Source organism: Streptomyces sp. NBC_01481 (genome assembly GCF_026339995.1).
Lineage (GTDB): Bacteria > Actinomycetota > Actinomycetes > Streptomycetales > Streptomycetaceae > Streptomyces.
This window is the reverse complement of the sequence record NZ_JAPEPT010000003.1, coordinates 207,262-227,195: the sequence shown is the minus strand read 5'-3', so window position 1 is coordinate 227,195 and position 19,934 is coordinate 207,262. Positions and strand designations below refer to the sequence as shown.

Here is a 19,934-nt window from a genome sequence, read left to right as displayed (position 1 = left end):
CCCTGTCACAGCCGCGCCCGCTCGCGCGCGTCTGTATCAGGCGACCACCGTGTCGTCCTGCGCGCAGTTCGCGTGCACCCGTACGGGTGATGAAGACGTCTCAGGATGACAAGGACGTCAGCGCGCGGTGAGGCGGAAGCTCATCCGGCCGAAGCCCACCATGTCCCCGTCATGCACGACGACCGAGCCGGTCACCCGCCGTCCGTTCACCGTGGTGCCGTTGGTCGAGCCGAGGTCGCGCAGGATCCACAGGCTGCCCTGCCGGCTCAACTCGGCGTGCAGGCGGGAGACCGTGTCATGGCTCAGCCGCAGGCCGTTGCCCGGGTCACGGCCGATCCGCAGGGGGTACGGTCCCGGTTCGGGCAGCAGCAGCGGCGGCAGCTTCTCGGCCTGCCAGGCCCTGCGCAGCCGTACGGAGAGGGCGGAGACGCGGCCGACCGCGCTGTACAGCCGCCGCGACCAGCGGCTCTCGGTGTCGAGGTCGGCGGTGAGCGCCCGCAGTTCGTCGGGCCGGCGGGCGGCCAGGGCGAGTTCCATACGCCGGATGAAGGTGTCGTGCGACAGCTTGCCCTGGGCCGCGCCCTCTCTGAGCACACCCAGGACACGGTCGCGCTCGGCATCGGAGGGCCGAGCGGGATACGTGTGGAACTCGAAGGACGACGTCACATACGAGATTGTCGGTCCGAAGGGCTACAAGTGTCCAGAAGAACCGTCGTTCCCATCCGTGCGCGAGCGGCTGCTGACCTGCACGGAAGCATTTCCTCCGCCGCTCTTGCCGCGTTTCTGGAGCGCAGTTGAAACAAAGCCGCCGAAACAAAAGCGCTGGACGGATCCCCGCGAGGCCCTTTAGCGTGATCGCGACGCCACGGACCGAGGGAAGGAGGCGAGAGCAGTGCAGACCACACGATTCCCGCGCTCCCGCCCCGTCCACCGCGCGTTCGCAGTCTGACCGGGAGCGCACACCGCACCACTCTTCCCGGAGGACAACTCTCATGACCGATCTGGTCATTCGCGCGCTCAGCGAGAGCGACGCACATCTCTTCGACACCCTGCCCGACCCTCTCGGTGTGGGCCGCGCACTGGCCCGGGCCACGCACCGGCCGGACTGGAAGCGGGTCGCGCTGCGCGACGGCAAAGTCGTCGCGCGGGCCGCCTGGTGGGGCGGACCCGATGACGAAACCCCCGTCAACACCAACTGGTTCGACGTCGCCGAGGGCGAGGAGGAAGCGGGCGCCGAGCTGCTGCGGACCTCTCCGTTCCAGGTCGAGTTCGAACTGATCCTGCCCGCCGGCTGGCGCGAGGACCCGGCGCCCCTGGCGGCCGGTGAGGCCAGGATCCGGGCCGCGGAGGCGGCCGGGATGAAGGTCCTGGTGGAGCGCTACCAGTACCGCTGGACACCCGAGTGCGGGCTGCCGGAGCGGCCGGGACGGCTGGAGTTCCGGACGGAACCCGACGACGAGGTCATTCTCGACGTACTGCGCCGCGTCCACTCCGTGACGCTCGACGCGCACGCGCTGCGCGCCATCGCCGCATCGGGCGTGGACCGGGCGGCACAGGAGGAACTGGACTTCTTCCACTGGTGCCCGTCGCCGCGCGAGTGGTGGCAGCTGGCGCACACGCCCCAGGGTGAGCTGGTCGGTCTGCACATCCCGGCGCACAACCCGTCGGGGCCGTGTGTCGGCTTCATCGGGGTCGTGCCGGAGCAACGCGGCCACGGCTACGCGTACGACCTGCTGGTGGAGTGCACGCACTTCCTGGCCGAGCGGGGCGCGGAGTTCATCGCGGGCGCCACCGATCAGGGCAACTTCCCGATGGCGGCGAACTTCGCCAAGGCCGGACATCCCATCGTGCAGGAGCGCGTCCACTTCCTGCCCGGCTCCCCGCATTGATCGTGCTCGGGGGTGTCCGTAAGCTCCGGACACCCCCGAGCTGATGGCGAGCCGCCCATGACGACGCAAGAGCTGGACTCCGAGCCACGGGTCCGCGTGGGCGGCGGCTGGATATCGGCTCTCGTGCTGGCCAACCTGGGCCTGTTCATGGCCTTTCTCACGCCGATACAGGTGCTGCTCGCCGAGCAGATCGACGAGCTGTCCCCGTCGGGCAAGGAGGTCGCGCTGGGCTGGGCGACGGGTGTCGGGGCGCTGGTCGCCGTCGTGGCCAATCCGCTGGCGGGCGCGCTCTCGGACCGTACGAGCGGGCGCTTCGGCCGACGCCGGCCATGGATCCTCGGCGGGGCGGTACTGGGCGCCGTGGGACTCACCGTCACCGCCGCACAGACGACCGTCGTCGGGGTCGCGCTCGGCTGGTGTCTGGCCCAGCTCGGCCTGAACGCCATGCTCGCCGGGACGAACGCCGTCGTGCCCGACCAGGTGCCGGTGCGTCAGCGGGCCGCGGTCTCCGGATTCCTCGGGATACCGATGACGCTGGGTCTGGTGGTCGGGGCGCTTCTGGTCACCATGGTGGTGACCGGGATCGCCACGGGCTATCTGCTGCTGGCCGCGCTGACGGTGCTCTGCGCGCTGCCGTTCGTCCTGTTCATGCCGGACCCTCAGGTACCGGTGTCCGCAAGGGAGCCGGTGCGGCTGAAGGACTTCTGGGTGAGTCCGCGGGCGTATCCGGACTTCGGCTGGGCCTGGCTCACCCGCTTCCTGGTCATGCTCGGCAATGCGCTGGGCACGCTCTTTCTGCTGTATTTCCTCAAGGACGCGGTGCACTACGCGGATCCGGACGAGGGTGTGCTGATCCTGACGCTTCTGTACACGGCGGGCGTGGTGGTGACGGCGGTGGCCGGCGGGGTGGTCTCGGACCGGCTGGGGCGGCGAAAGGCTCTGGTGGCGGCCGGTTCGGCGGTGATGGCGGTGGCCTCGCTGCTGCTGGCGCTGTGGCACACGTGGCCCATGGCGATGGGCGCGGCCGCACTGCTGGGGCTCGGCTTCGGGATGTACATCGCGGTCGACCAGGCGCTGATCACTCAGGTGCTCCCGCGGGCCGGCGACCGTGCCAAGGATCTGGGTGTCATCAATATCGCCAACTCGGCCCCGCAGGTTCTCGGCCCGGCGCTGGCCGCACCGGTCGTGACGTACGCGGGCGGGTACGCCGGGCTGTATCTGTCGGCGGCCGTGGTGACGGCCCTCGGTGGCGTGCTGGTGTGGAAGATCCGCTCGGTGCCGTGAAGTTCGTGCTGTGAGGTTCAGTGCGGGGAGGTCCGGTGCCGGGAGGTTCAGTGGCCCGACTTCTGGGCGGCGATGGCGTCCCGGTACCAGGCGTACGAGGCCTTCGGCGTGCGCTCCAGCGTCTCGTAGTCGATGTGGACGAGACCGAAGCGCTGCGCCGCGCCCTCGACCCACTCGATGTTGTCGGTGAGCGACCAGGTGAAGTAGCCGCGTACGTCGACCCCCGCGTCGATCGCCTGGTGCAGCGAGCGCAGATGGCCGTCGAGGAAGTCGATACGGCGGCGGTCGTCGAGCCCGTCGTACGAGCAGCCGTTCTCGGTTATGTACACAGGCGGCAGCCGGTCGCCGAACCGGTCCTTCAGCAGGACGAGCTGCTCGCGCAGCCCGTCGGGCACGACCGCCCAGCCGAAGTCGGTGCGCTGCTCGCTCTCGATCTCCCGCACCCCGAAAGGCAGTTCGGCGGGCAGGCCGACGCCGGCGAAGTCGCCGAGTGCGTCGTTCGACGGCGCGCCGACGAGCATCGGCTGGTAGTAGTTCACGCCGTACCAGTCGAGCGGGGAGGAGATGACCTCCAGGTCCTCGGCGACCGGTCCCGGCATCAGTGCGGCGAAGTTCTCGTCCGGGTAGCGGCCGGTCAGGATCGGGTCGGCGAACATCCAGTTGGTGATCGTGTCGTACAGCTCGGCGCCGAACCGGTCCTCCTCGCTCGTCCCGGCCGTCCGCACGGGTGAGTGGGAGACGGCTGTCCCGATGTTCGCGGCGCCCGCCGCGCGCAGAGCCTGGACGGCGAGGCCGTGGGCGAGCAGCTGATGGTGGGCGGCGGGCAGCGCGTCGAAGAGCAGCTGCCTGCCGGGCGCGTGCTCGCCCAGTGCATAGCCCAGCAGGGTGACCTCGGCCGGTTCGTTGATGGTGATCCACATCGGTACGCGGTCGGCGAGCCGCTCGGCGACGGCCGAGGCGTACAGGCCAGCTGGCGAAGCGCGCCGCCGTGTCCCGGTTCAGCCAGCCGCCCGCCTCGTCCAGCGGGAGCGGGGTGTCCCAGTGGTAGAGGGTCGGCGCGGGCGTGATGCCGTGGGCGCACAGCTCGTCGACGAGCCGGTCGTAGAAGTCGAGCCCGGCGGTGTTGACCGGGCCGCACCCGCCGGGGACGACACGCGGCCAGCTGACGGAGAAGCGGAAGGCGTCCGCGCCGAGCCCGGCGAGCAGAGCGACGTCCTCGCGGTAGCGGGCGTGGAAGCCGGTGGCGCGCGAGGCGTCGGCTCCGTCCTTGATACGGCCCTGGGCGGCGAAGGCGTCCCAGCCGGACGGCCCCTTGCCGTCGGTGTCGGCCGCTCCCTCGGTCTGGAAGGCGGAGGCGGACGCTCCCCAGAGGAAGCCGGGCGGGAAGGCGGGCAGCGGCGGCAGCGGCGTCGACATGGCCGTGACCTTAATGGCCCCAAGGACACCGCTTCTAGACCCCGATCTTGCCAGGATGGAACCGGCATCGACGACGCGCATCGACGATTGAGGGGACGCCAGTGCTGTTCGAGGTGTGGGCACCGCAGGCCGAGGACCAGGTCTCGCTGTGGCTGGAGGGCGCCGAGCGCCCCATGGAGCGCGCCGAAGGGCGACCGGACTGGTGGATGACGGAGGCGGACGCGGGCGACGGCGCGCGGTACGGCTTCGCGCTGGACGGCGGGCAGGTGCTGCCCGATCCGCGCTCGCGCCGCCAGCCGGACGGACCCGACGGGACCAGCGCGATCGTCGACCAGGACGCGTACGAGTGGCGGCAGGGGTGGGCGGGGCGGGGGCTCGGCGGTGCGGTGCTGTACGAGCTTCACATCGGCACGTACACCCGCGAGGGCACACTGGACGCGGCGGCCGAACACCTCGGGGAACTCGCCGAGTTGGGGATCACCCATGTTGAGCTGATGCCGCTGTGCCCCTTCCCCGGAGTGCACGGCTGGGGGTACGAGGGCGTGTCGTCGTGGGCGGTCCACGAGCCCTACGGCGGGCCCGAGGCGCTCAAGCGCTTTGTCGACACGGCGCACGGTCATGGCCTCGGAGTGGTCCTGGACGTGGTCCACAACCACCTCGGACCGTCCGGAAACCACCTGCCCGCCTTCGGCCCGTACTTCACCGACACCCACCACACGCCCTGGGGCGCCGCCGTCAACCTCGACGCCCCGGGGTCCGACGAGGTACGCGCGTATCTGCTGGGCAGCGCGCTGGCCTGGCTGCGCGACTACCGACTCGACGGGCTGCGCCTCGACGCGGTGCACGCCCTCGCCGACACCCGCGCGCTCACGTTCCTGGAGGAGCTGTCCGCAGCCGTCGACGCACTCTCCGGCGACCTCGGGCGGCCCCTGTTCCTCATCGCCGAGTCGGACCTCGGCGACCCGCGGACGACGACGCCGCGCGAGGCGGGCGGTCTCGGCCTGCACGCGCAGTGGAACGACGACCACCACCACGCCCTGCACACCACGCTGACCGGCGAATCCCAGGGCTACTACGCCGACTTCGCGGCAGCACCGCTCGCGGCCCTCGCCAAGACCCTGACACACGCCTTCTTCCACGACGGAACGTATTCGAGCTTCCGCGGGCGTACGCACGGCCGCCCGCTCGATGTGACCATCACCCCCGCGCACCGCTTCCTCGGCTACGCCCAGACCCACGACCAGATCGGCAACCGCGCACAGGGCGACCGGCTCTCCGCCACCCTCTCCCCCGGGCTGCTGGCCTGCGCGGCCGCGCTGGTGCTGACCGGGCCCTTCGTCCCCATGCTGTTCATGGGCGAGGAGTGGGGCGCCCGTACGCCCTGGCAGTTCTTCACCGACCACACCGACCCGGAACTCGCCGAGGCGGTACGCAACGGCCGGCGGCGGGAGTTCGCGGCACACGGCTGGGCGCCGGACCAGATCCCCGACCCGCAGGACCCCGCGACCCGGGCCCGCTCCTGCCTCGACCGCACCGAACGCTCCCGCGAGCCGCACGCCCGTCTGCTGGCCTGGCACCGCGAACTGATCGCCCTGCGCCGCACCCAGCCCGACCTGACCGATCCGGACCTGGAGGCGGTGAAGGTGGCGTACGACGGATCGGCCCGGTGGCTGGCCTACCGCCGGGGCGACACGCTGGTGGCGATCAACCTCGCGAAGGAGGCGACGGGGATTCCGCTGGGGGCTGGGGCGCGGGTGCTGGCGTCCTGGGACCCGGTCGAAGCGCCGGGGGTGGACGGGGTGTTGCGTCTCCCGCCGGAGTCGTGCGTGGTCCTGGCGGAGGGTTGAGTGTTCCCCACCCCGCCCCTTCCGAACTGGGGGCAAGCCCCCAGCCCCCACCGGGGCTCCGCCCCGAACCCCGTGCGGGGACGCTGCCCCCGGACCCCCGCGCCTCAAACTCCCCCAGACTTCGTCCGGGGGGACCCCCACGGGGCTGAATTTCGCGTCCGGGACCACGCCTCAAACGCCGGCGGGGCTGAAATGTGCGGCAGAGCCGCACAGTCAGCCCGTCCGGCGATTGAGGACATGCGGCCGAAGGTCGCATACGGGGTACGGGGCGAAACCCCGTCGGAGGTCTGGGGGCTTGCCCCCAGTTCGGGATGGGGGTACCTCCCACGGCCGCCAGGCCGTAGGGGGAGGGCGGGGTGGGGAACAAGCCCAGCCGCAGGCGCTCGCCTACTCCACGATCGCCATCTCGCGCGACGTCACATTGAGCCGCCGCCCACCCTCCCCAGTGACCGTCACGATGTCCTCGATCCGCACCCCGAACCGCCCCGGCAGATAAATCCCCGGCTCCACCGAGAAGCACATCCCCGGTACCAGCTCCCGTTCCTCCCCCTCGATCATGTACGGCGGCTCGTGCGTCGTGACGCCGATCCCGTGGCCCGTGCGGTGGATGAACAGGTCCCCGTAGCCCGCCTCGTCGATGATTTCGCGGGCCGCCCGGTCGATCTCCTGGCAGGCCACTCCCGGCTTCACCGCGTCGACCCCGGCCCGCTGGGCCTCCTGCACCACGTCGTGGATGTGCTGCTCGGCGGGGGTCGGCTCGCCGACGTGGACCGTACGGGAGGTGTCCGAGCCGTAGCCGTGCTTGAGGCCGCCGAAGTCGAGGACGACCATGTCACCCTGCTCGATGGTCCGTATCCCCGCCTCGTGGTGGGGATTCGCGCCGTTCGGGCCGGAGCCGACGACTGTGAAGTCCACCTGGGAGTGGCCGAAATGCTTGAGCAGCGCGGCGAGATCGGCCGCGACGTCCAGCTCACTGCGCCCCGAGAAGCGGACCTTCAGGATCTCCTGGTACGTCGCGTCCGCCGCCGCGCCCGCGGCCGCCAGCCGTTCCAGCTCGTGCGCGTCCTTCACCGCCCGCAGCATGGGCAGCGCCTCGGTCAGCGATACGTACGAGGTCTCCGGCAGCGTGTTCTGCAGGCCGAGCAGGTGCATCGCCCAGGCGTTGTCGCTGACGCCGAACCGCCCGGCCGCGTCGAGGAGCGGCGCGGTGACGTCGTAGGGGTCCTTGCCGTCGGTCCAGTCCCGCAGGGTGAGCGCGGGCGCGCCCGGGGCCTCCGCGGCGTCCGGGGCCTCCAGGGTCGGGAGGACGAGGACGGGATCCTGGCCGGCCGCGAGGACGAGGAGGGTGAGCCGTTCGGTTTCCGCGGGCCGGTAGCCGGTGAGGTGGACCAGGTCGGGGCCGGGGGCGACGAGGAGACCCGCGAGCCCGGCGTCGGCGGCGGACTCGGCGGCGCGGGCCATCCTGGCCCGGTAGTCGTCGGCGGTGAAGGGCGCGGGTGTGGTCGGCATGGGGCCATCCTGCCTGCCGGGCATGGGGCCCGCGAGTTCATTCCTCGCCCTTGGCCACCAGCCGTTCCAGCAACTCCTGGAATTCCTCGCCGACCACGATCCGCAGTCCCTCGCCGTCCTCGTCACGGTCGCTGAGCTGGGTGAGCGTGCCCTCGCGCCACCAGTAGACGTAGGGGCTGATGGCGCCGGGGGTGTCGGCGTAGCCGGAGGCAGCGAAGGAGGCCATGGCGTTGAGCGCGGGGATCATGCCGGTGTCGTGGATGGCGTGGAAGGCCAGCTGGTGCCGGAAGGGCATGGCGACCAGCGCGCCGTCGGCGGACAGCTGCTCCCCGGTGACCTGCCGTACGACGCTGTCCAGCGCCAGGACCCGGCTCGCGGTGTAGAAGGAGTCGCCGAGGACCACCTCGAAGCGCATGCCGTCGGCGTCCTCGACGGTCTCGTGGCCTTCGACGGGCAGTCCCCGGAGGTTGTACAGCGCCTGGTCCCGCAGGTACTGGAGGTCGCCGAGGGGTTCCAGGGCCTCGTCGGTGAGCATCATGACGCTCTCGGGGAGGTCGAGCGCGATGATCTCGTACAGGCCGGGGGCGAGGGGGCGGGCGTAGCCGAAGTTCTCCGGGTTGAAGCCGTCGCGGCCGACGACTCGGGGGTAGAGCTGCGCGCGGATCTGCTCGGTCGGCAGGGTGTCGAGCGCGGAGGGTGCGTCCATGGTGCGCAGGACCATCCCGACGTGCTGGCGGACCAGTTCGGGCCAGGCGCGGACCCCGCGCTCGTCGTTGTGGCAGACGGCGGCGAGATTGGCGAGCCCGAACAGGCGGCCCGAACTGTCGGACACCACGTCCGCGTAGACGGTCACCTCCAGGCCGTGTTCGGCGAAGGCTTCGCGCATCTGGGCGCGGAAGCGGGTGCCCTCATCGGCCGAGAAGAAGGAGAACTCGGGGTCCCGGGGTGCATCGCGTCGGTCGCGCTTCGGCCCTCGCCGGAACAGCCCCACGTCAACCCGCCTTCCGTCGGCATGCCAGAACCCCGAGCGTACAGACCGCGACCTGCACGACCAGGTCGTGCCTTCAAAGTCCCGTCTGCGTGCAGACACTCCCCGGAGCCTGCTCCGCATACGCTCGGCCAACCCCTCGGCGGTGCCCCGCAGCACGTTCGTGTGCAACAACCCGGTCCGGTGGACGAGCCGGGGCTCGGTGCGCAGCTGTACGGGGACGGGACGCCGCCGTCGCGACGGCTACGGCGACTGCGTGACCACGAAGTCGGCGCGGTTGCGGCCGCGGGCGACCAGCCGGGCGTTGGGCTCGTCGGAGTCGTGGACCCATCGCTCGGCGAACGCCCGCTGCTTGCCGAACCGCACATGCCGGTCGACCAGCCGGCTGACGCGGACGGCGTCGTCGAGCTCCAGGTACCAGACCTCGTCGATGAGGGGGCGGACCTGCGCCCAGGGGCCCTCGTCGTGGAGCAGGTAGTTGCCCTCGGTGACGACGAGGGGGACGTCGGGCCCGACCGCGATGCTTCCGGCCACCGGCTCCTCCAGGGCGCGGTCGAAGGCGGGGGCGTAGACCGTGACGCCCGGGACGGGTGCGCGCAGCCGCGCGAGCAGGGCGGCGTACCCGGCGGCGTCGAAGGTGTCGGGCGCACCCTTGCGGCGGGCCCGGCCGAGGCGTTCGAGCTCGGCCTGCGCGAAGTGGAAGCCGTCCATGGGGACGAGGACGGCGAGGCCGCCGAGGACGTCGACGATGTGGGCGGCGAGGGTCGACTTGCCGGCACCCGGGGCTCCGGCGATGCCCAGGACGACGCGGCGGCCGGAGACGGCGAGGGCGCGGGCGCGGTACAGGACGTGCGGTGGGTACTGCGGGGGCGGGGGCGGCGGCGCGTGCATGGCGGGCATTCTTCCATTGCGTTGAACCGATCACCGTCATACGTATAACGTGTGGCTCATGTCGTACATCGCCCTGGTCACCCTCGTCGTCCGTGACTACGACGAGGCCATCGCCTTCTACACCGACGCGCTCGGCTTCGAACTGGTCGAGGACACCGACCGCGGGGACGGCGGCCGCTGGGTCGTGGTCCGGCCGCGCGGCTCGGGGCACGGCACCGCTCTGCTGCTCGCCCGCGCCGGCGACGAGGCCCAGCGCGCGAGCGTGGGCGCCAAGACCGGCGGCCGGGTCGGCTTCTTCCTGCACACCGCGGACTTCGCGGCCGACCACGCCAGGATGACCGCGGCGGGCGTCCACTTCCTGGAGGAGCCGCGGCACGAGCCGTACGGATCGGTCGCGGTCTTCGAGGACCTGTACGGCAACCGCTGGGACCTGCTGCAGCCCAGGTAACCTTCGGCCGCACGACAGACCGCACGTGCGACGGCGCGTACGGCCGGGCAACTCGTAGGCACGCAGCCGCAGTTGAGCCGCCCCCGGTGAGCGGTCGGCGGCGCCGGCACCCAGGCTGGGCCCTCACGCCGACGTGAGGTCGAGCGGGCGCGGACGTTGACGATTCATCCTTCTCGACTTCACGTCCCGTCTCGACTGCCCCAACAGCGTCTGATCGTTCTACTCTTTTTACAGAAGGCAGGCGGAAGGCAACCTGTCGACCTGCCGCCGGCCTCCACCAAGAGGAGGCGGACATGAGAACGTCGATACGACGGTCCACGATCTTCACCAGCGCGGCCGTGCTGCTTCTGGCGGCCTGCGGCTCGAATGGCAGCGCTGAATCGGCGGACGAGGATGGTCAGCTGAAGCTCGGCTATGTCCTCCCGGAGACCGGGCAACTGGCCTTCCTCGGCCCACCGCAGATCGAGGCGATGAAGTTCGCAATCGCTGGTATCAACGCCGGCGGTGGAGTGCTGGGCAAGCCGATACCGGCCGTGGTCGGGGGCGACGAGGCAGGCCAGGAGGCCGTGGCGGCACAGTCGGCGGACCGCGTGCTGAACGCGGGTGTCGATGCGATCATCGGTGCCGCGGCTTCCGGAATGTCGCTGGCATTCATCGACCGGGTGACCGGTGAGGGTGTCGTCCAGTGCTCGGGTTCCAATACCGCGCCCACCTTCACCGACTACGACGACGGCGGCTTCTACTTCCGCACCGCGCCGAGCGACGCGCTCCAGGGGCCGATCCTGGCGAAGACCATCCAGGGCGACGGCCACAAGCGGGTGGCCCTGATGGCGCGTGCCGACGACTACGGAAAGGGGCTGCTGGATTCCACCAAGAAGGCGCTGGAGGAAGGCGGCGCCACCGTGACGTTCGCCGAGACGTACGACACGAAGGCCACCAACTACGACCAGATCGTCCAGAAGGCCAAGGACTCGAAGCCGGATGCCACCGTGGTGGTCGCCTTCGAGGAGGGCACGCAGATCCTCCAGGCCATGATCGAGGCGGGAATCGGGCCCCAGCAGATCGGTGTGTACGGAGCCGACGGGCTGCGGAGCGAGGAACTGCCCAACCTCGTCGCCCCGGGCAAGCCCGCCACGCTTGCCGGGATGAAGGGGACGGCTCCGGCATCGGCGTCCAACCCGCAGTTCGTGACGCAGCTGAAGAAGTTCGCTCCGAGTCTGAAGGAGCTGCAGTTCGCACCGCAGGTCTTCGACTGCGTGACGACCATCGCGCTCGCCGCCGAGCAGGCCAAGTCCGACGACCCCGGGAAGTTTGCGGAGGAGATCGTCGGAGTCACCAAGGACGGCGAGAAGTGCAATTCGTTCGCCGCCTGCAAGAAGCTGATCGCGGATGGCAAGGACATCGACTACGACGGCGTGAGCGGTCCGCTCGACTTCACCGACGCCGGTGAGCCCGGCCAGGCGACGATCGAGGTGTACACGTACAACCAGCAGGGCAAGCTGCAGACCGTGAGCACCCAGGTGAGCAAGGGTCAGGAGTGAGGGAGTAATTGGAGTTCAGCGGACGCGGGCGAGCGTGCCGAGGTACAACTCGATCACCTTCGGGTCGTGCAGCAGACCCATACCGGTGCCGGTGTGGGCGTTGCGGCCCTGGTCGAGGACGTAACCGCGGTCGCAGATCTGCAGGCACCTGCGGGCGTTCTGCTCGACCATGAGCACGGCCACGCCCGCGCCGTTGATCTCCTTCACCCGCTCGAACACCTGGTCCTGGAAGATCGGGGACAGTCCTGCCGACGGCTCGTCGAGCAGCAGAACCTGCGGCTCCATCATCAGTGCCCGGGCCATGGCGAGCATCTGCCGTTCACCGCCGGACATCGATCCGGCCTTCTGCTTCCGGCGGGTGCCCAGCAGGGGGAAGATCTCCTCCACCGCCGCGGTCCGGCGGATGAATTTCTTGGGCTGCAGATAGATGCCCATCCGCAGGTTCTCCTCGACGGTCAGCGCGGGGAAGACGTTCTGCAGCTGCGGCACATACCCCACGCCCCGACGGACCAGCTCGTGTGCGGGGCGATTGGTGACGTTCTCGCCGTGGAGTTGCACGGTGCCGCCGCGCACGCGCAGCAGGCCGAAGACCGCCTTGATCAGGGTCGACTTTCCGGCGCCGTTGGGGCCGATCACTCCGACCAGCTCGCCGGTCCGCACCTCGACGCTGCAGCCGCGCAGCACATCGACGCCCGGCACATATCCGGCGACGATCTCGTCGGCCACCAGCACGGGCTCGTCCACGGGCCCGTTTCCGTATTCGGGCATGGGCTCACGCCTCCTCGCCGGTCGCTTCGGGTTCGTCGTGCCGCTTGCCGAGGTAGGCGTCCACGACGGCGCGGTTCCGGCCGATCGTGTACGGCGGTCCCTCGGCCACGAGGCGGCCGCCCGCCATGACGGCCACCCAGTCGCTGATGCCCATCACCACATCCATGTCGTGCTCGACGAAGCACACGGTCATCCCCTCGTCGCGCAGCGCGGTGATGTGACCGAGCAGGGACTGGGTCAGCGCGGGGTTCACCCCGGCCATCGGCTCGTCCAGCAGGATCATGACGGGGCGGACCATCAGCGCGCGGGCCAGTTCGAGCAGTTTGCGCTGGCCGCCGGAGAGTGTGCCCGCGTACTCGTCACGCAGCTTGGTGAGCCGGAAGCGGTTGAGCAGCTCGTCGGCCCGGACCACGATCTCCCGCTCCTGTGCGCGCCACAGCGGCCGCAACAGCGCCGGCAACACCCGCTCGCCGCGCTGCCCGGTCGCCGCGAGCAGCATGTTCTCCAGCACGGTGAGCCGGGCGGGGGTCCGGGTGAGCTGGAACGTACGGACCAGTCCGCGCTGGGCGATCCGGTGCGGCGGGCGCCCGCTGAGCGGCTGCCCCTCGAACGACCACTCGCCGCCGTCGGCCCGGTCGAACCCGCTCACCAGGTTGAACAGCGTCGTCTTGCCGGCGCCGTTGGGCCCGATGAGGGCCGTGATGGTCCCGCGCTGCACCTCCAGGTGATCGACCTGTACGGCGACGAGGCCGCCGAAGGTGCGGGTCACACCGTCCAGGACGAGCAGCGGGTCGGGCTTGCGCACGCCGGGCACGGGCTCGAGTCCCGCCCCGGACCGGGGCCCGGGCTCGGGCGCGGACGAGGGTTGCGTATCAGCGGCCACTGAGCAGCATCTCCTTCCGGCTGCCGAGGATCCCCTGCGGTCTGAACGCCATGAGCAGGATCAGGGCGAGCCCGACCAGGGCGAAGCGGACGGCGCCGATCTCCGACGTGCTGATCACGTCGGACGAGATGTAGTCGGCGTCGATCGCCTGCCGCAGTGCGCTGTCGATGAAGGAGAGCACGAACCAGAAGAGGATCGAGCCGACGACGGGCCCGAGGATCGTCCCGGCGCCGCCCAGCACGAGCAGGGTGTAGAGGAAGAACGTGACGGCCGGATCGAAGCTGTCGGCGCTCACCGACTGCACCTGAATGGCCTGCAGCATCCCGGCGACCCCGCCGAGCACACCGCCCAGTACAAGGCTCGTCATCTTGTACGCGTAGACGTTCTTACCGAGGCTGCGTGGGGCGGTCTCGTCGTCGCGGATGGACCGGATGACACGGCCCCACGGGCTGTGGATCAGCAGGGCGAGCAGCGCCCCGACGATCACCACAAGGGCCCAGGCGATGATCATCACCCACAGGTCCCGGGCGCTGAACTTGACCGTCCAGAAGCCGTAGGTGCCCCGTGGGATGGGGTTCAGGTCGTAGAAGTCATTGGCGAACCGCTGCAGCCCGAACACTCCGCCTGTGGTCGGCTGGGCCCAGCTGGACCGGTAGAACAGCCGTAGCGTCTCCCCCGCGGCGATCGTGGTGATCGCGAGATAGTCGGCACGCAGCCGCAGGGTGGGCAGGCCGAGCAGCAGGGCCAGCACGATCGCGGAGGCAAGTCCGACCAGGATGCCGAGCCACATCGAGCCGCCCCAGGTCGAGACGGTGATCGCGAGCCCGTAACCGCCGACGAGCATGAAGCCGACCTGACCGAAGTTCAGCAGCCCGGTGTAGCCGAAGTGCAGGTTCAGGCCCATCGCGGCAATCACGTAGATGGCGGCGATGGGGCCGATGCCCGACCGGATGGCGTCAGAGAGGATCGTGTCGAACTCCATGGCACACCGCCCCTCAACCGATCCGTTCCCGGTGGCCGAGGATGCCCTGCGGCCGGATGAGCAGAACGATGATGAGCGTGAGCAGCGCCCACGCGTATTGCAGGTCGACCGGGAACCACAGCGTGGACATCTGGGCGACGATGCCGATGACGAGGCTGCCCACCATCGCGCCGTAGGCGGAGCCGAGACCGCCGAGGATGACTCCGGCGAACATGAGCAGCAGCAGCTTGAAGCCCATGTCCCAGGTGACGATCTCGACCAGTCCGAAGAACACCCCGCCGAGGGCGGCGAGCGCACCGCCGAGCATCCAGACCACAGAGACGACCCGCTGCACATCGATGCCCGAGGCCTCGGCGAGGTCGCGGTTTTCGGAGACGGCCCGGATGGCCGTGCCGATCCGGGTCTTCTGGAGCAGCAGGGCGACACCGAGCAGGGTCGCCACCGAGAGCAGGGTGACGGTGAGGTCCCGTGGGGTGATGCCCACCGGGCCGAGGTCGTACGCCTTCTGGATGTCGTACTGGGCAAAGGAGCCGGGCCGGGCTCCGTACAGCACGAGCACGATGTGCCGCAGCAGCAGCGAAAGGCCGATCGTGACGATGAACATGTTGATCAGACCCGTGCCGCGGGCCCGCAACGGCCGCCAGAGGCCGCGGTCGATGCCCAGGCCCAGCAGGGCGCCGAAGGCCACGGAGATGATCGCGGCGGGGATCAGATGCCAGCCGGGACCGGCCGGCGAGACATTCAGGAAGAACGCGAATGTGGCGCCGATCGTCACGAGCTCGCCGTGCGCGAAGTTGATCAGGTGGATGGTCCCGAAGATCAGGGACAGGCCCACCGCGCAGATCGCGATGATGACGCCGAACTGAATCCCGTCGAGGAGTGCCTGCAGGGCTCGGGCACCGAAGCCCGGGCCATGCGGTACCTCCTCCTCACCCTGCGCCGCCGCGGTGGCCGCGGGCAGCATCACAATCAGCAGGGCGAGTGCCGGTGTCAACAAACGCTTATGGCGCACGGCACGTCCGGTCTGTGCTTACGGTCTGAGAACTTCCGGTCTGTGACAACCACGCTCTGTTACCCAGTGTTAGCACAGGAAATTTGCAAGCGCACGTCGGGCGGGGCCGGGGCGCGGACGCCCACGGCCCCGCGCCGTCAGCCCTCGTCCGGCGTCAGCCGCAGCGAAATGCTGTTGATGCAGTAGCGCTGATCGGTGGGGGTCGCGTACCCCTCCCCCTCGAACACGTGGCCAAGGTGCGAGCCGCACCGCGCGCACCGGACCTCCGTGCGGCTCATCCCGTGCGAGCGGTCCTCGATCAGCTCGACCGCGTCCGTGTCCTTCGGGTCGTAGAAGGACGGCCAGCCGCAGTGCGACTCGAACTTCGTGTCGGAGCGGAAGAGTTCGGCGCCGCACGCCCGGCAGGAGTAGACGCCCTCCGTCTTGGTGTCGGTGTACTCACCGACGAAGGCGGGCTCGGTGCCGGCCTGGCGCAGGACCTTGTACTCGGCGGGGGACAGCTCCGCGCGCCACTGCTCGTCCGGCTTTTCGACGTCGTACGACATGTAACTCGGCTCCCTCAGGTTCTACCGACCGGTCAGGCGGGCCAGGATGTCGGGACCGAGGTCCGTGACGTCGCCCGCGCCCATCGTGAGAACCAGATCACCGGGCTTCGCCATTCCCGCCACGACGTCGGGGACGCTCGCCTTGTCGTGGACCGGGGTGACGTCCGCGCCCGCCGCCCGGGCCGCGTCGATGATCAGCGCGCTGGTGATGCCCGGGATCGGGTCCTCGCGGGCCGGGTAGATGTCCAGGACCACGGACGCGTCGGCCAGGGCGAGGGCCTGGCCCATCTCGGTGCCCAGTTCCTGGGTGCGGGAGAAGAGGTGGGGCTGGAAGACCACCAGCAGCCGTGCGGCCGCGGCGGCGCCGCGCATCGCTTCGAGATCGGCGGTCATCTCGGTCGGGTGGTGGGCGTAGGAGTCGATGACCTGGACGCCCGCGGCCTCGCCCTTGAGCTGGAGGCGGCGCTTGACGCCGGTGTACTTGCCGATCGCCGACGCGAGGTTGTGCGCCGGGATGCCGAGCGCGACTCCGGCGGCGAGCGCGGCCACGGCGTTGTGCGCGTAGTGGCGGCCGGGGACCGAGACCGTGAAGGTCAGGAAGCGGCCGTCCAGCAGGACGGTGACCTCGCTGGTGAGGCCGCGCGGGGTGACCTTGTGGACGCGCACGTCGGCGGAGGGGGACTCGCCGTAGGTGACGACCTTGAGCGTCGACAGGTCGCGGACGCGGGAGGTGAGCTCGACGGCGCCGGGCTGGTCCGCGGCGATCACCAGGGTGCCGCCCGGGACGACCTTGCCGACGAAGGTCTCGAAGGAGTCGTAGATCTCGTCCATCGAGGCGTAGTTGGCGTGGTGGTCGAGCTCCACGTTGAGGACGATCGCGACCTCGGGGTCGTACTTCTGGAAGCTGCGGTCGCTCTCGTCGGCCTCGGCGACGAAGATGTCGCCCTCGCCGTGGCGGGCGTTCGTCCCCGGTCCCGCGAGGTCGCCGCCGATCGCGTACGAGGGGTCGAGGCCGAGCTCGGTCAGGGCCACGGCCAGCATGGAGGTGGTGGTCGTCTTGCCGTGCGTGCCCGCGACGGCGATGGAGCGCAGGCCGGTCATGAGCGAGGCGAGCGCGTCGGAGCGGTGCACGACCGGGACGGACAGCTCGGCGGCGCGCGCCAGCTCCGGGTTGTCCGCGCGGATGGCGCTGGACACGACGACACAGCTGGCGTCGGCGGCGAGGTGCTCGGCGGCGTGCCCGATGTGGACGGTGGCGCCGAGCTCGCGCAGGGACTGGGCGGTCGCCGTTTCCTTCGCGTCGCTGCCCGCGACCTTCGCGCCGCGCTGGGCGAGGATCTTGGCGATGCCCGACATCCCGGCGCCACCGATGCCGATGAAGTGCGGGCGTTCCATGGCGCTAGGGATGGCGGGTGCCATGTGCGTGTCTCCCCAAGATGTACGAGTACGTGCGAGGGTCCAGCCTATTCGCTGTGCGCGAAGAGCTTGAGCACCGGTACTCCGACCTTGTGGCGGGCCCTGGAGGCCCAGTCGCGGTGGAAGAACTCCTCCACGTAGTGCGGTTCGGTCAGCACGATCACCTCGTCCGCGCCGGACTGGTCCACCACGGACGTCAGCTTGTCCAGCGGATGCTTCTCGACGACCTCGCCCACGGCCTCGCTGCCCGCTGCCCGCAGGGCCGCCAGCGAGTGCTCCAGGGCCAGCCGGGCGGGTGCCTCGGCGTCCTTGCCCTCGGGCTTGTCGCCCTCGCGGACGGCTTCCTTCAGTTCGCCGAGTGCGACATCGTCGATTGCCCGCAGCAGGACATCGGCCTGATCACCGCGGGGCTGCATCAGCACGATGAAGGACACGCGCTCGTCCCCGTGCAGGCTCGTGACGAATTCCACGTCTTCCGACGTCAGGGGCTTCTCGATCATCAATACGCTTGTGAACACGTCCGGAGCCCTTCTGCGGAAACCATCCTTCCCCGTGCCCGCACGGGGTCTGCGAGAGTAACTGTGCCCGGCGGAAGCTGACCGGAATGGCAAGTTCCGCCCCTTGTCAGATGCGACGGTAGCGGGTGAAAAGGAACCCCGCCTCCTCCAGCACCGACGCCAGGTCGAACCGCTCCGGAACGGCCAGCGCCGGTCCGCCCGCGATGCGCTGCGCGTCCCCCGCCGTCAGCGTCGGCGACAGGGTCAGACACAGCTCGTCCAGTACTCCGGCCGCCACGAACTGACCGAGCAGCCGCGGGCCGCCCTCGGTCAGCAGCCGTGTCAGGCCGCGCTCCGCCAGCGCCCGTACCGCCCTGGCCGGCTCCACGCCGGACCCGTCCCCGGCGATCACCACCTCCGCGCCCGCCTTCTCCGCCTCACGCATACGGTCCGGGGGCGCCGCGGACCCCGTCAGCACCAACGTCGGCACGAGCGGCTCGGCGAACAGCGGGAGCGAGAAGTCCAGGCCGAGCGAGGCGCTGACCACGGCGATCGCGGGTGCGGGACCCTGGCCGGCGGCCGCCCTCCGGGCCGCGAAAGCCTCCCGGGCGCGAGCCGGCCGGTAGCCCTCGAGCCGTACCGTTTCGGCGCCGACCACCACCGCGTCGGCGAGCCCCCGCAGCGTGCCGAAGATCCGCATGTCCGTGTCGGAGGAGATCGCCTGCGAGCGGCCTTCGTGCTGGGCCGCCCCGTCCAGCGAGCTGACCATGTTCGCCCGCAGCCAGGGGCCGTCCGCGCCGTCCGGATACGCATAGGCGTCGGCCAGCTCGTCCAGGGACCACTCGTGGTCCTCGGTGGCTGTCGGGTCGGTCACAGGGAGCAGGCGTCGCATACCGTGCAGTCTTCCACGGCCCTTACAGTTAGGAACTGTGTCGACCAGTGCCATAACCGAAGCGGCCCCACTGTCCCTCTGTGCCCGCGAGCCGCATGTCCCCGCCGACCGGCTGGTCGCCGAGATGGTGCCGCCGCCGCGCTTCGACTCGGTGCGCTTCGACACGTACGTCCCGGACCCCAACCAGCCCAGCCAGCGCGAGGCCGTCACGGTCCTCAGCTCCTTCGCCGCGGGCCTGGGCGGCGCGCACGCGAGCGGCTCCGGCCGGCGCAGGTGGTTCTCCAGGAAGCCCGAGGCCCCCTCCGCCCCGCGCGGTGTCTACCTCGACGGCGGATACGGCGTCGGCAAGACGCATCTGCTGGCGTCCCTGTGGCACGCCACCCCCGCGGAAGCCTCCCTCAAGGCCTTCGGCACCTTCGTGGAGCTGACGAATCTGGTCGGCGCCCTCGGCTTCCAGCAGACCGTGCGCACCCTTAGCGGGCACCGGCTCCTCTGCATCGACGAGTTCGAGCTCGACGACCCGGGCGACACCGTCCTCGTGTCGACCCTTCTCGGAAAGCTGGTCGACGCGGGCGTTGCCCTGGCCGCCACCTCCAACACCCTGCCCGGCAAGCTCGGCGAGGGCCGGTTCGCCGCCGCCGACTTCCTGCGGGAGATCCAGGGTCTGTCGGCGCACTTCCGCCCCTTGCGGATCGACGGCGAGGACTACCGTCACCGCGGTCTGCCCGAGGCTCCTCCCCCGTACTCCGAGGAACAGGTCAACAAGGCCGCGTACGCCACCGACGGCGCGTCCCTCGACGGCTTCCCGCAGCTGCTGGAACATCTCGCGAAGGTGCACCCCAGCCGGTACGGGGCGCTCACCGACGGTCTGCGCGCCGTCTGTCTCACCGATGTCCAGCCCATTGCCGACCAGTCGACGGCGCTGCGTCTGGTGGTACTCGCCGACCGGCTGTACGACCGCGAGGTACCCGTCCTCGCGTCCGGGATGCCCTTCGACCGGCTGTTCAGCGAAGAAATGCTGAACGGGGGCTACCGCAAGAAGTACTTCCGGGCGATCTCCCGCCTGACCGCCCTGGCTAGGGACGCGAAGGGGCTTGTGGCGCAGTAGGTTTGGGGCCGTCACCCC

18 protein-coding genes and 1 pseudogene are annotated in these 19,934 nt (G+C 70.3%); 6 read left to right on the top strand and 13 right to left on the bottom strand.

The window, feature by feature from the left end; translation table 11 throughout:
* Positions 1 to 117: 117 nt before the first annotated feature.
* Complete coding sequence (locus OOK40_RS17570; protein WP_266482291.1) at positions 118 to 666, bottom strand: DUF1707 and FHA domain-containing protein; 549 nt, start codon at positions 664 to 666, stop codon at positions 118 to 120.
* Positions 667 to 992: 326 nt separating this feature from the next.
* Here OOK40_RS17570 and OOK40_RS17565 point away from each other — a divergent pair, with 326 nt between their 5' ends.
* Both OOK40_RS17565 and OOK40_RS17560 read left to right on the top strand, forming a co-directional pair.
* The gene (locus OOK40_RS17565; protein WP_266482289.1) at positions 993 to 1,889 is read left to right on the top strand and encodes a GNAT family N-acetyltransferase; all 897 of its coding nucleotides are present in this window, start codon (positions 993 to 995) and stop codon (positions 1,887 to 1,889) included.
* Positions 1,890 to 1,946: 57 nt separating this feature from the next.
* Entirely contained in the window at positions 1,947 to 3,173 is a 1,227-nt protein-coding gene (locus OOK40_RS17560; protein ID WP_266482287.1) for an MFS transporter, read from the top strand.
* A 47-nt stretch (positions 3,174 to 3,220) separates the two neighbouring features.
* Here OOK40_RS17560 and OOK40_RS17555 read toward each other — a convergent pair.
* Positions 3,221 to 4,589, bottom strand: a pseudogene (locus OOK40_RS17555) (GH1 family beta-glucosidase).
* Positions 4,590 to 4,690: 101 nt separating this feature from the next.
* On the opposite strand from OOK40_RS17555, the gene treZ reads away from it, so the two are divergent.
* Positions 4,691 to 6,436 (top strand): malto-oligosyltrehalose trehalohydrolase, encoded by a 1,746-nt coding sequence (treZ, locus tag OOK40_RS17550; RefSeq protein ID WP_266482284.1) that lies wholly within the window; start codon positions 4,691 to 4,693, stop codon positions 6,434 to 6,436.
* Between the two features lie 387 nt (positions 6,437 to 6,823).
* Here treZ and OOK40_RS17545 read toward each other — a convergent pair whose 3' ends face one another.
* From OOK40_RS17545 to OOK40_RS17535, 3 genes are all read right to left on the bottom strand, one after another.
* Positions 6,824 to 7,945 carry an aminopeptidase P family protein gene (locus OOK40_RS17545; RefSeq protein ID WP_266482282.1) on the bottom strand — a complete coding sequence of 374 codons (1,122 nt, stop codon included), beginning with the start codon at positions 7,943 to 7,945 and terminating at the stop codon, positions 6,824 to 6,826.
* 37 nt (positions 7,946 to 7,982) lie between these two features.
* Positions 7,983 to 8,936, bottom strand: coding sequence for a hypothetical protein (locus tag OOK40_RS17540; RefSeq protein ID WP_266482279.1), 954 nt, complete (start codon positions 8,934 to 8,936; stop codon positions 7,983 to 7,985).
* 240 nt (positions 8,937 to 9,176) lie between these two features.
* Positions 9,177 to 9,824 (bottom strand): nucleoside/nucleotide kinase family protein, encoded by a 648-nt coding sequence (locus tag OOK40_RS17535; RefSeq protein WP_266484389.1) that lies wholly within the window; start codon positions 9,822 to 9,824, stop codon positions 9,177 to 9,179.
* 58 nt (positions 9,825 to 9,882) lie between these two features.
* Here OOK40_RS17535 and OOK40_RS17530 point away from each other — a divergent pair, with 58 nt between their 5' ends.
* Complete coding sequence (locus OOK40_RS17530) at positions 9,883 to 10,272, top strand: VOC family protein (protein ID WP_266482277.1); 390 nt, start codon at positions 9,883 to 9,885, stop codon at positions 10,270 to 10,272.
* A gap of 293 nt (positions 10,273 to 10,565) precedes the next feature.
* Positions 10,566 to 11,813, top strand: a complete 1,248-nt coding sequence (locus tag OOK40_RS17525; RefSeq protein ID WP_266482275.1) for an ABC transporter substrate-binding protein — start codon at positions 10,566 to 10,568, stop codon at positions 11,811 to 11,813.
* A gap of 15 nt (positions 11,814 to 11,828) precedes the next feature.
* On the opposite strand, the gene OOK40_RS17520 is transcribed toward OOK40_RS17525, so the two are convergent.
* From OOK40_RS17520 to OOK40_RS17485, 8 genes are all read right to left on the bottom strand, one after another.
* A complete protein-coding gene (locus OOK40_RS17520) occupies positions 11,829 to 12,581 on the bottom strand; it encodes an ABC transporter ATP-binding protein (protein ID WP_266482272.1) in 753 nt (250 codons plus the stop codon).
* Positions 12,582 to 12,585: 4 nt separating this feature from the next.
* Positions 12,586 to 13,464 carry an ABC transporter ATP-binding protein gene (locus tag OOK40_RS17515; RefSeq protein WP_266482270.1) on the bottom strand — a complete coding sequence of 293 codons (879 nt, stop codon included), beginning with the start codon at positions 13,462 to 13,464 and terminating at the stop codon, positions 12,586 to 12,588.
* A complete protein-coding gene (locus OOK40_RS17510; RefSeq protein ID WP_266482268.1) occupies positions 13,454 to 14,446 on the bottom strand; it encodes a branched-chain amino acid ABC transporter permease in 993 nt (330 codons plus the stop codon). The genes OOK40_RS17515 and OOK40_RS17510 overlap by 11 nt, the downstream gene beginning before the upstream one ends.
* 13 nt (positions 14,447 to 14,459) lie before the next feature.
* Entirely contained in the window at positions 14,460 to 15,443 is a 984-nt protein-coding gene (locus tag OOK40_RS17505) for a branched-chain amino acid ABC transporter permease (protein WP_266482265.1), read from the bottom strand.
* Between the two features lie 152 nt (positions 15,444 to 15,595).
* A complete protein-coding gene (gene msrB / locus OOK40_RS17500) occupies positions 15,596 to 16,003 on the bottom strand; it encodes a peptide-methionine (R)-S-oxide reductase MsrB (protein WP_266482262.1) in 408 nt (135 codons plus the stop codon).
* A 21-nt stretch (positions 16,004 to 16,024) separates the two neighbouring features.
* Positions 16,025 to 17,422, bottom strand: a complete 1,398-nt coding sequence (murC, locus tag OOK40_RS17495) for a UDP-N-acetylmuramate--L-alanine ligase (protein ID WP_266482259.1) — start codon at positions 17,420 to 17,422, stop codon at positions 16,025 to 16,027.
* A 44-nt stretch (positions 17,423 to 17,466) separates the two neighbouring features.
* Positions 17,467 to 17,937, bottom strand: coding sequence for an indole-3-glycerol phosphate synthase (locus OOK40_RS17490; protein ID WP_266482257.1), 471 nt, complete (start codon positions 17,935 to 17,937; stop codon positions 17,467 to 17,469).
* A 106-nt stretch (positions 17,938 to 18,043) separates the two neighbouring features.
* Entirely contained in the window at positions 18,044 to 18,808 is a 765-nt protein-coding gene (locus OOK40_RS17485; RefSeq protein ID WP_266482254.1) for a pyrimidine reductase family protein, read from the bottom strand.
* Between the two features lie 37 nt (positions 18,809 to 18,845).
* Between OOK40_RS17485 and zapE the strand changes: the two genes are divergently transcribed.
* On the top strand, positions 18,846 to 19,916 hold the full coding sequence (zapE, locus tag OOK40_RS17480; RefSeq protein WP_266482250.1) for a cell division protein ZapE: 1,071 nt from the start codon (positions 18,846 to 18,848) through the stop codon (positions 19,914 to 19,916).
* Positions 19,917 to 19,934: the final 18 nt, after the last annotated feature.

Bases quoted from the DNA above. Each gene is read 5' to 3' on its own strand.
- murC (WP_266482259.1), bottom strand. From the start codon at position 17,422: ATGGCACCCGCCATCCCTAGCGCCATGGAACGCCCGCACTTCATCGGC.
- OOK40_RS17485 (WP_266482254.1), bottom strand. From the start codon at position 18,808: ATGCGACGCCTGCTCCCTGTGACCGACCCGACAGCCACCGAGGACCAC.
- OOK40_RS17565 (WP_266482289.1), top strand. From the start codon at position 993: ATGACCGATCTGGTCATTCGCGCGCTCAGCGAGAGCGACGCACATCTC.
- msrB (WP_266482262.1), bottom strand. From the start codon at position 16,003: ATGTCGTACGACGTCGAAAAGCCGGACGAGCAGTGGCGCGCGGAGCTG.
- OOK40_RS17510 (WP_266482268.1), bottom strand. From the start codon at position 14,446: ATGGAGTTCGACACGATCCTCTCTGACGCCATCCGGTCGGGCATCGGC.
- OOK40_RS17520 (WP_266482272.1), bottom strand. From the start codon at position 12,581: ATGCCCGAATACGGAAACGGGCCCGTGGACGAGCCCGTGCTGGTGGCC.
- OOK40_RS17545 (WP_266482282.1), bottom strand. From the start codon at position 7,945: ATGCCGACCACACCCGCGCCCTTCACCGCCGACGACTACCGGGCCAGG.
- OOK40_RS17525 (WP_266482275.1), top strand. From the start codon at position 10,566: ATGAGAACGTCGATACGACGGTCCACGATCTTCACCAGCGCGGCCGTG.
- OOK40_RS17535 (WP_266484389.1), bottom strand. From the start codon at position 9,824: ATGCACGCGCCGCCGCCCCCGCCCCCGCAGTACCCACCGCACGTCCTG.
- OOK40_RS17530 (WP_266482277.1), top strand. From the start codon at position 9,883: ATGTCGTACATCGCCCTGGTCACCCTCGTCGTCCGTGACTACGACGAG.
- OOK40_RS17560 (WP_266482287.1), top strand. From the start codon at position 1,947: ATGACGACGCAAGAGCTGGACTCCGAGCCACGGGTCCGCGTGGGCGGC.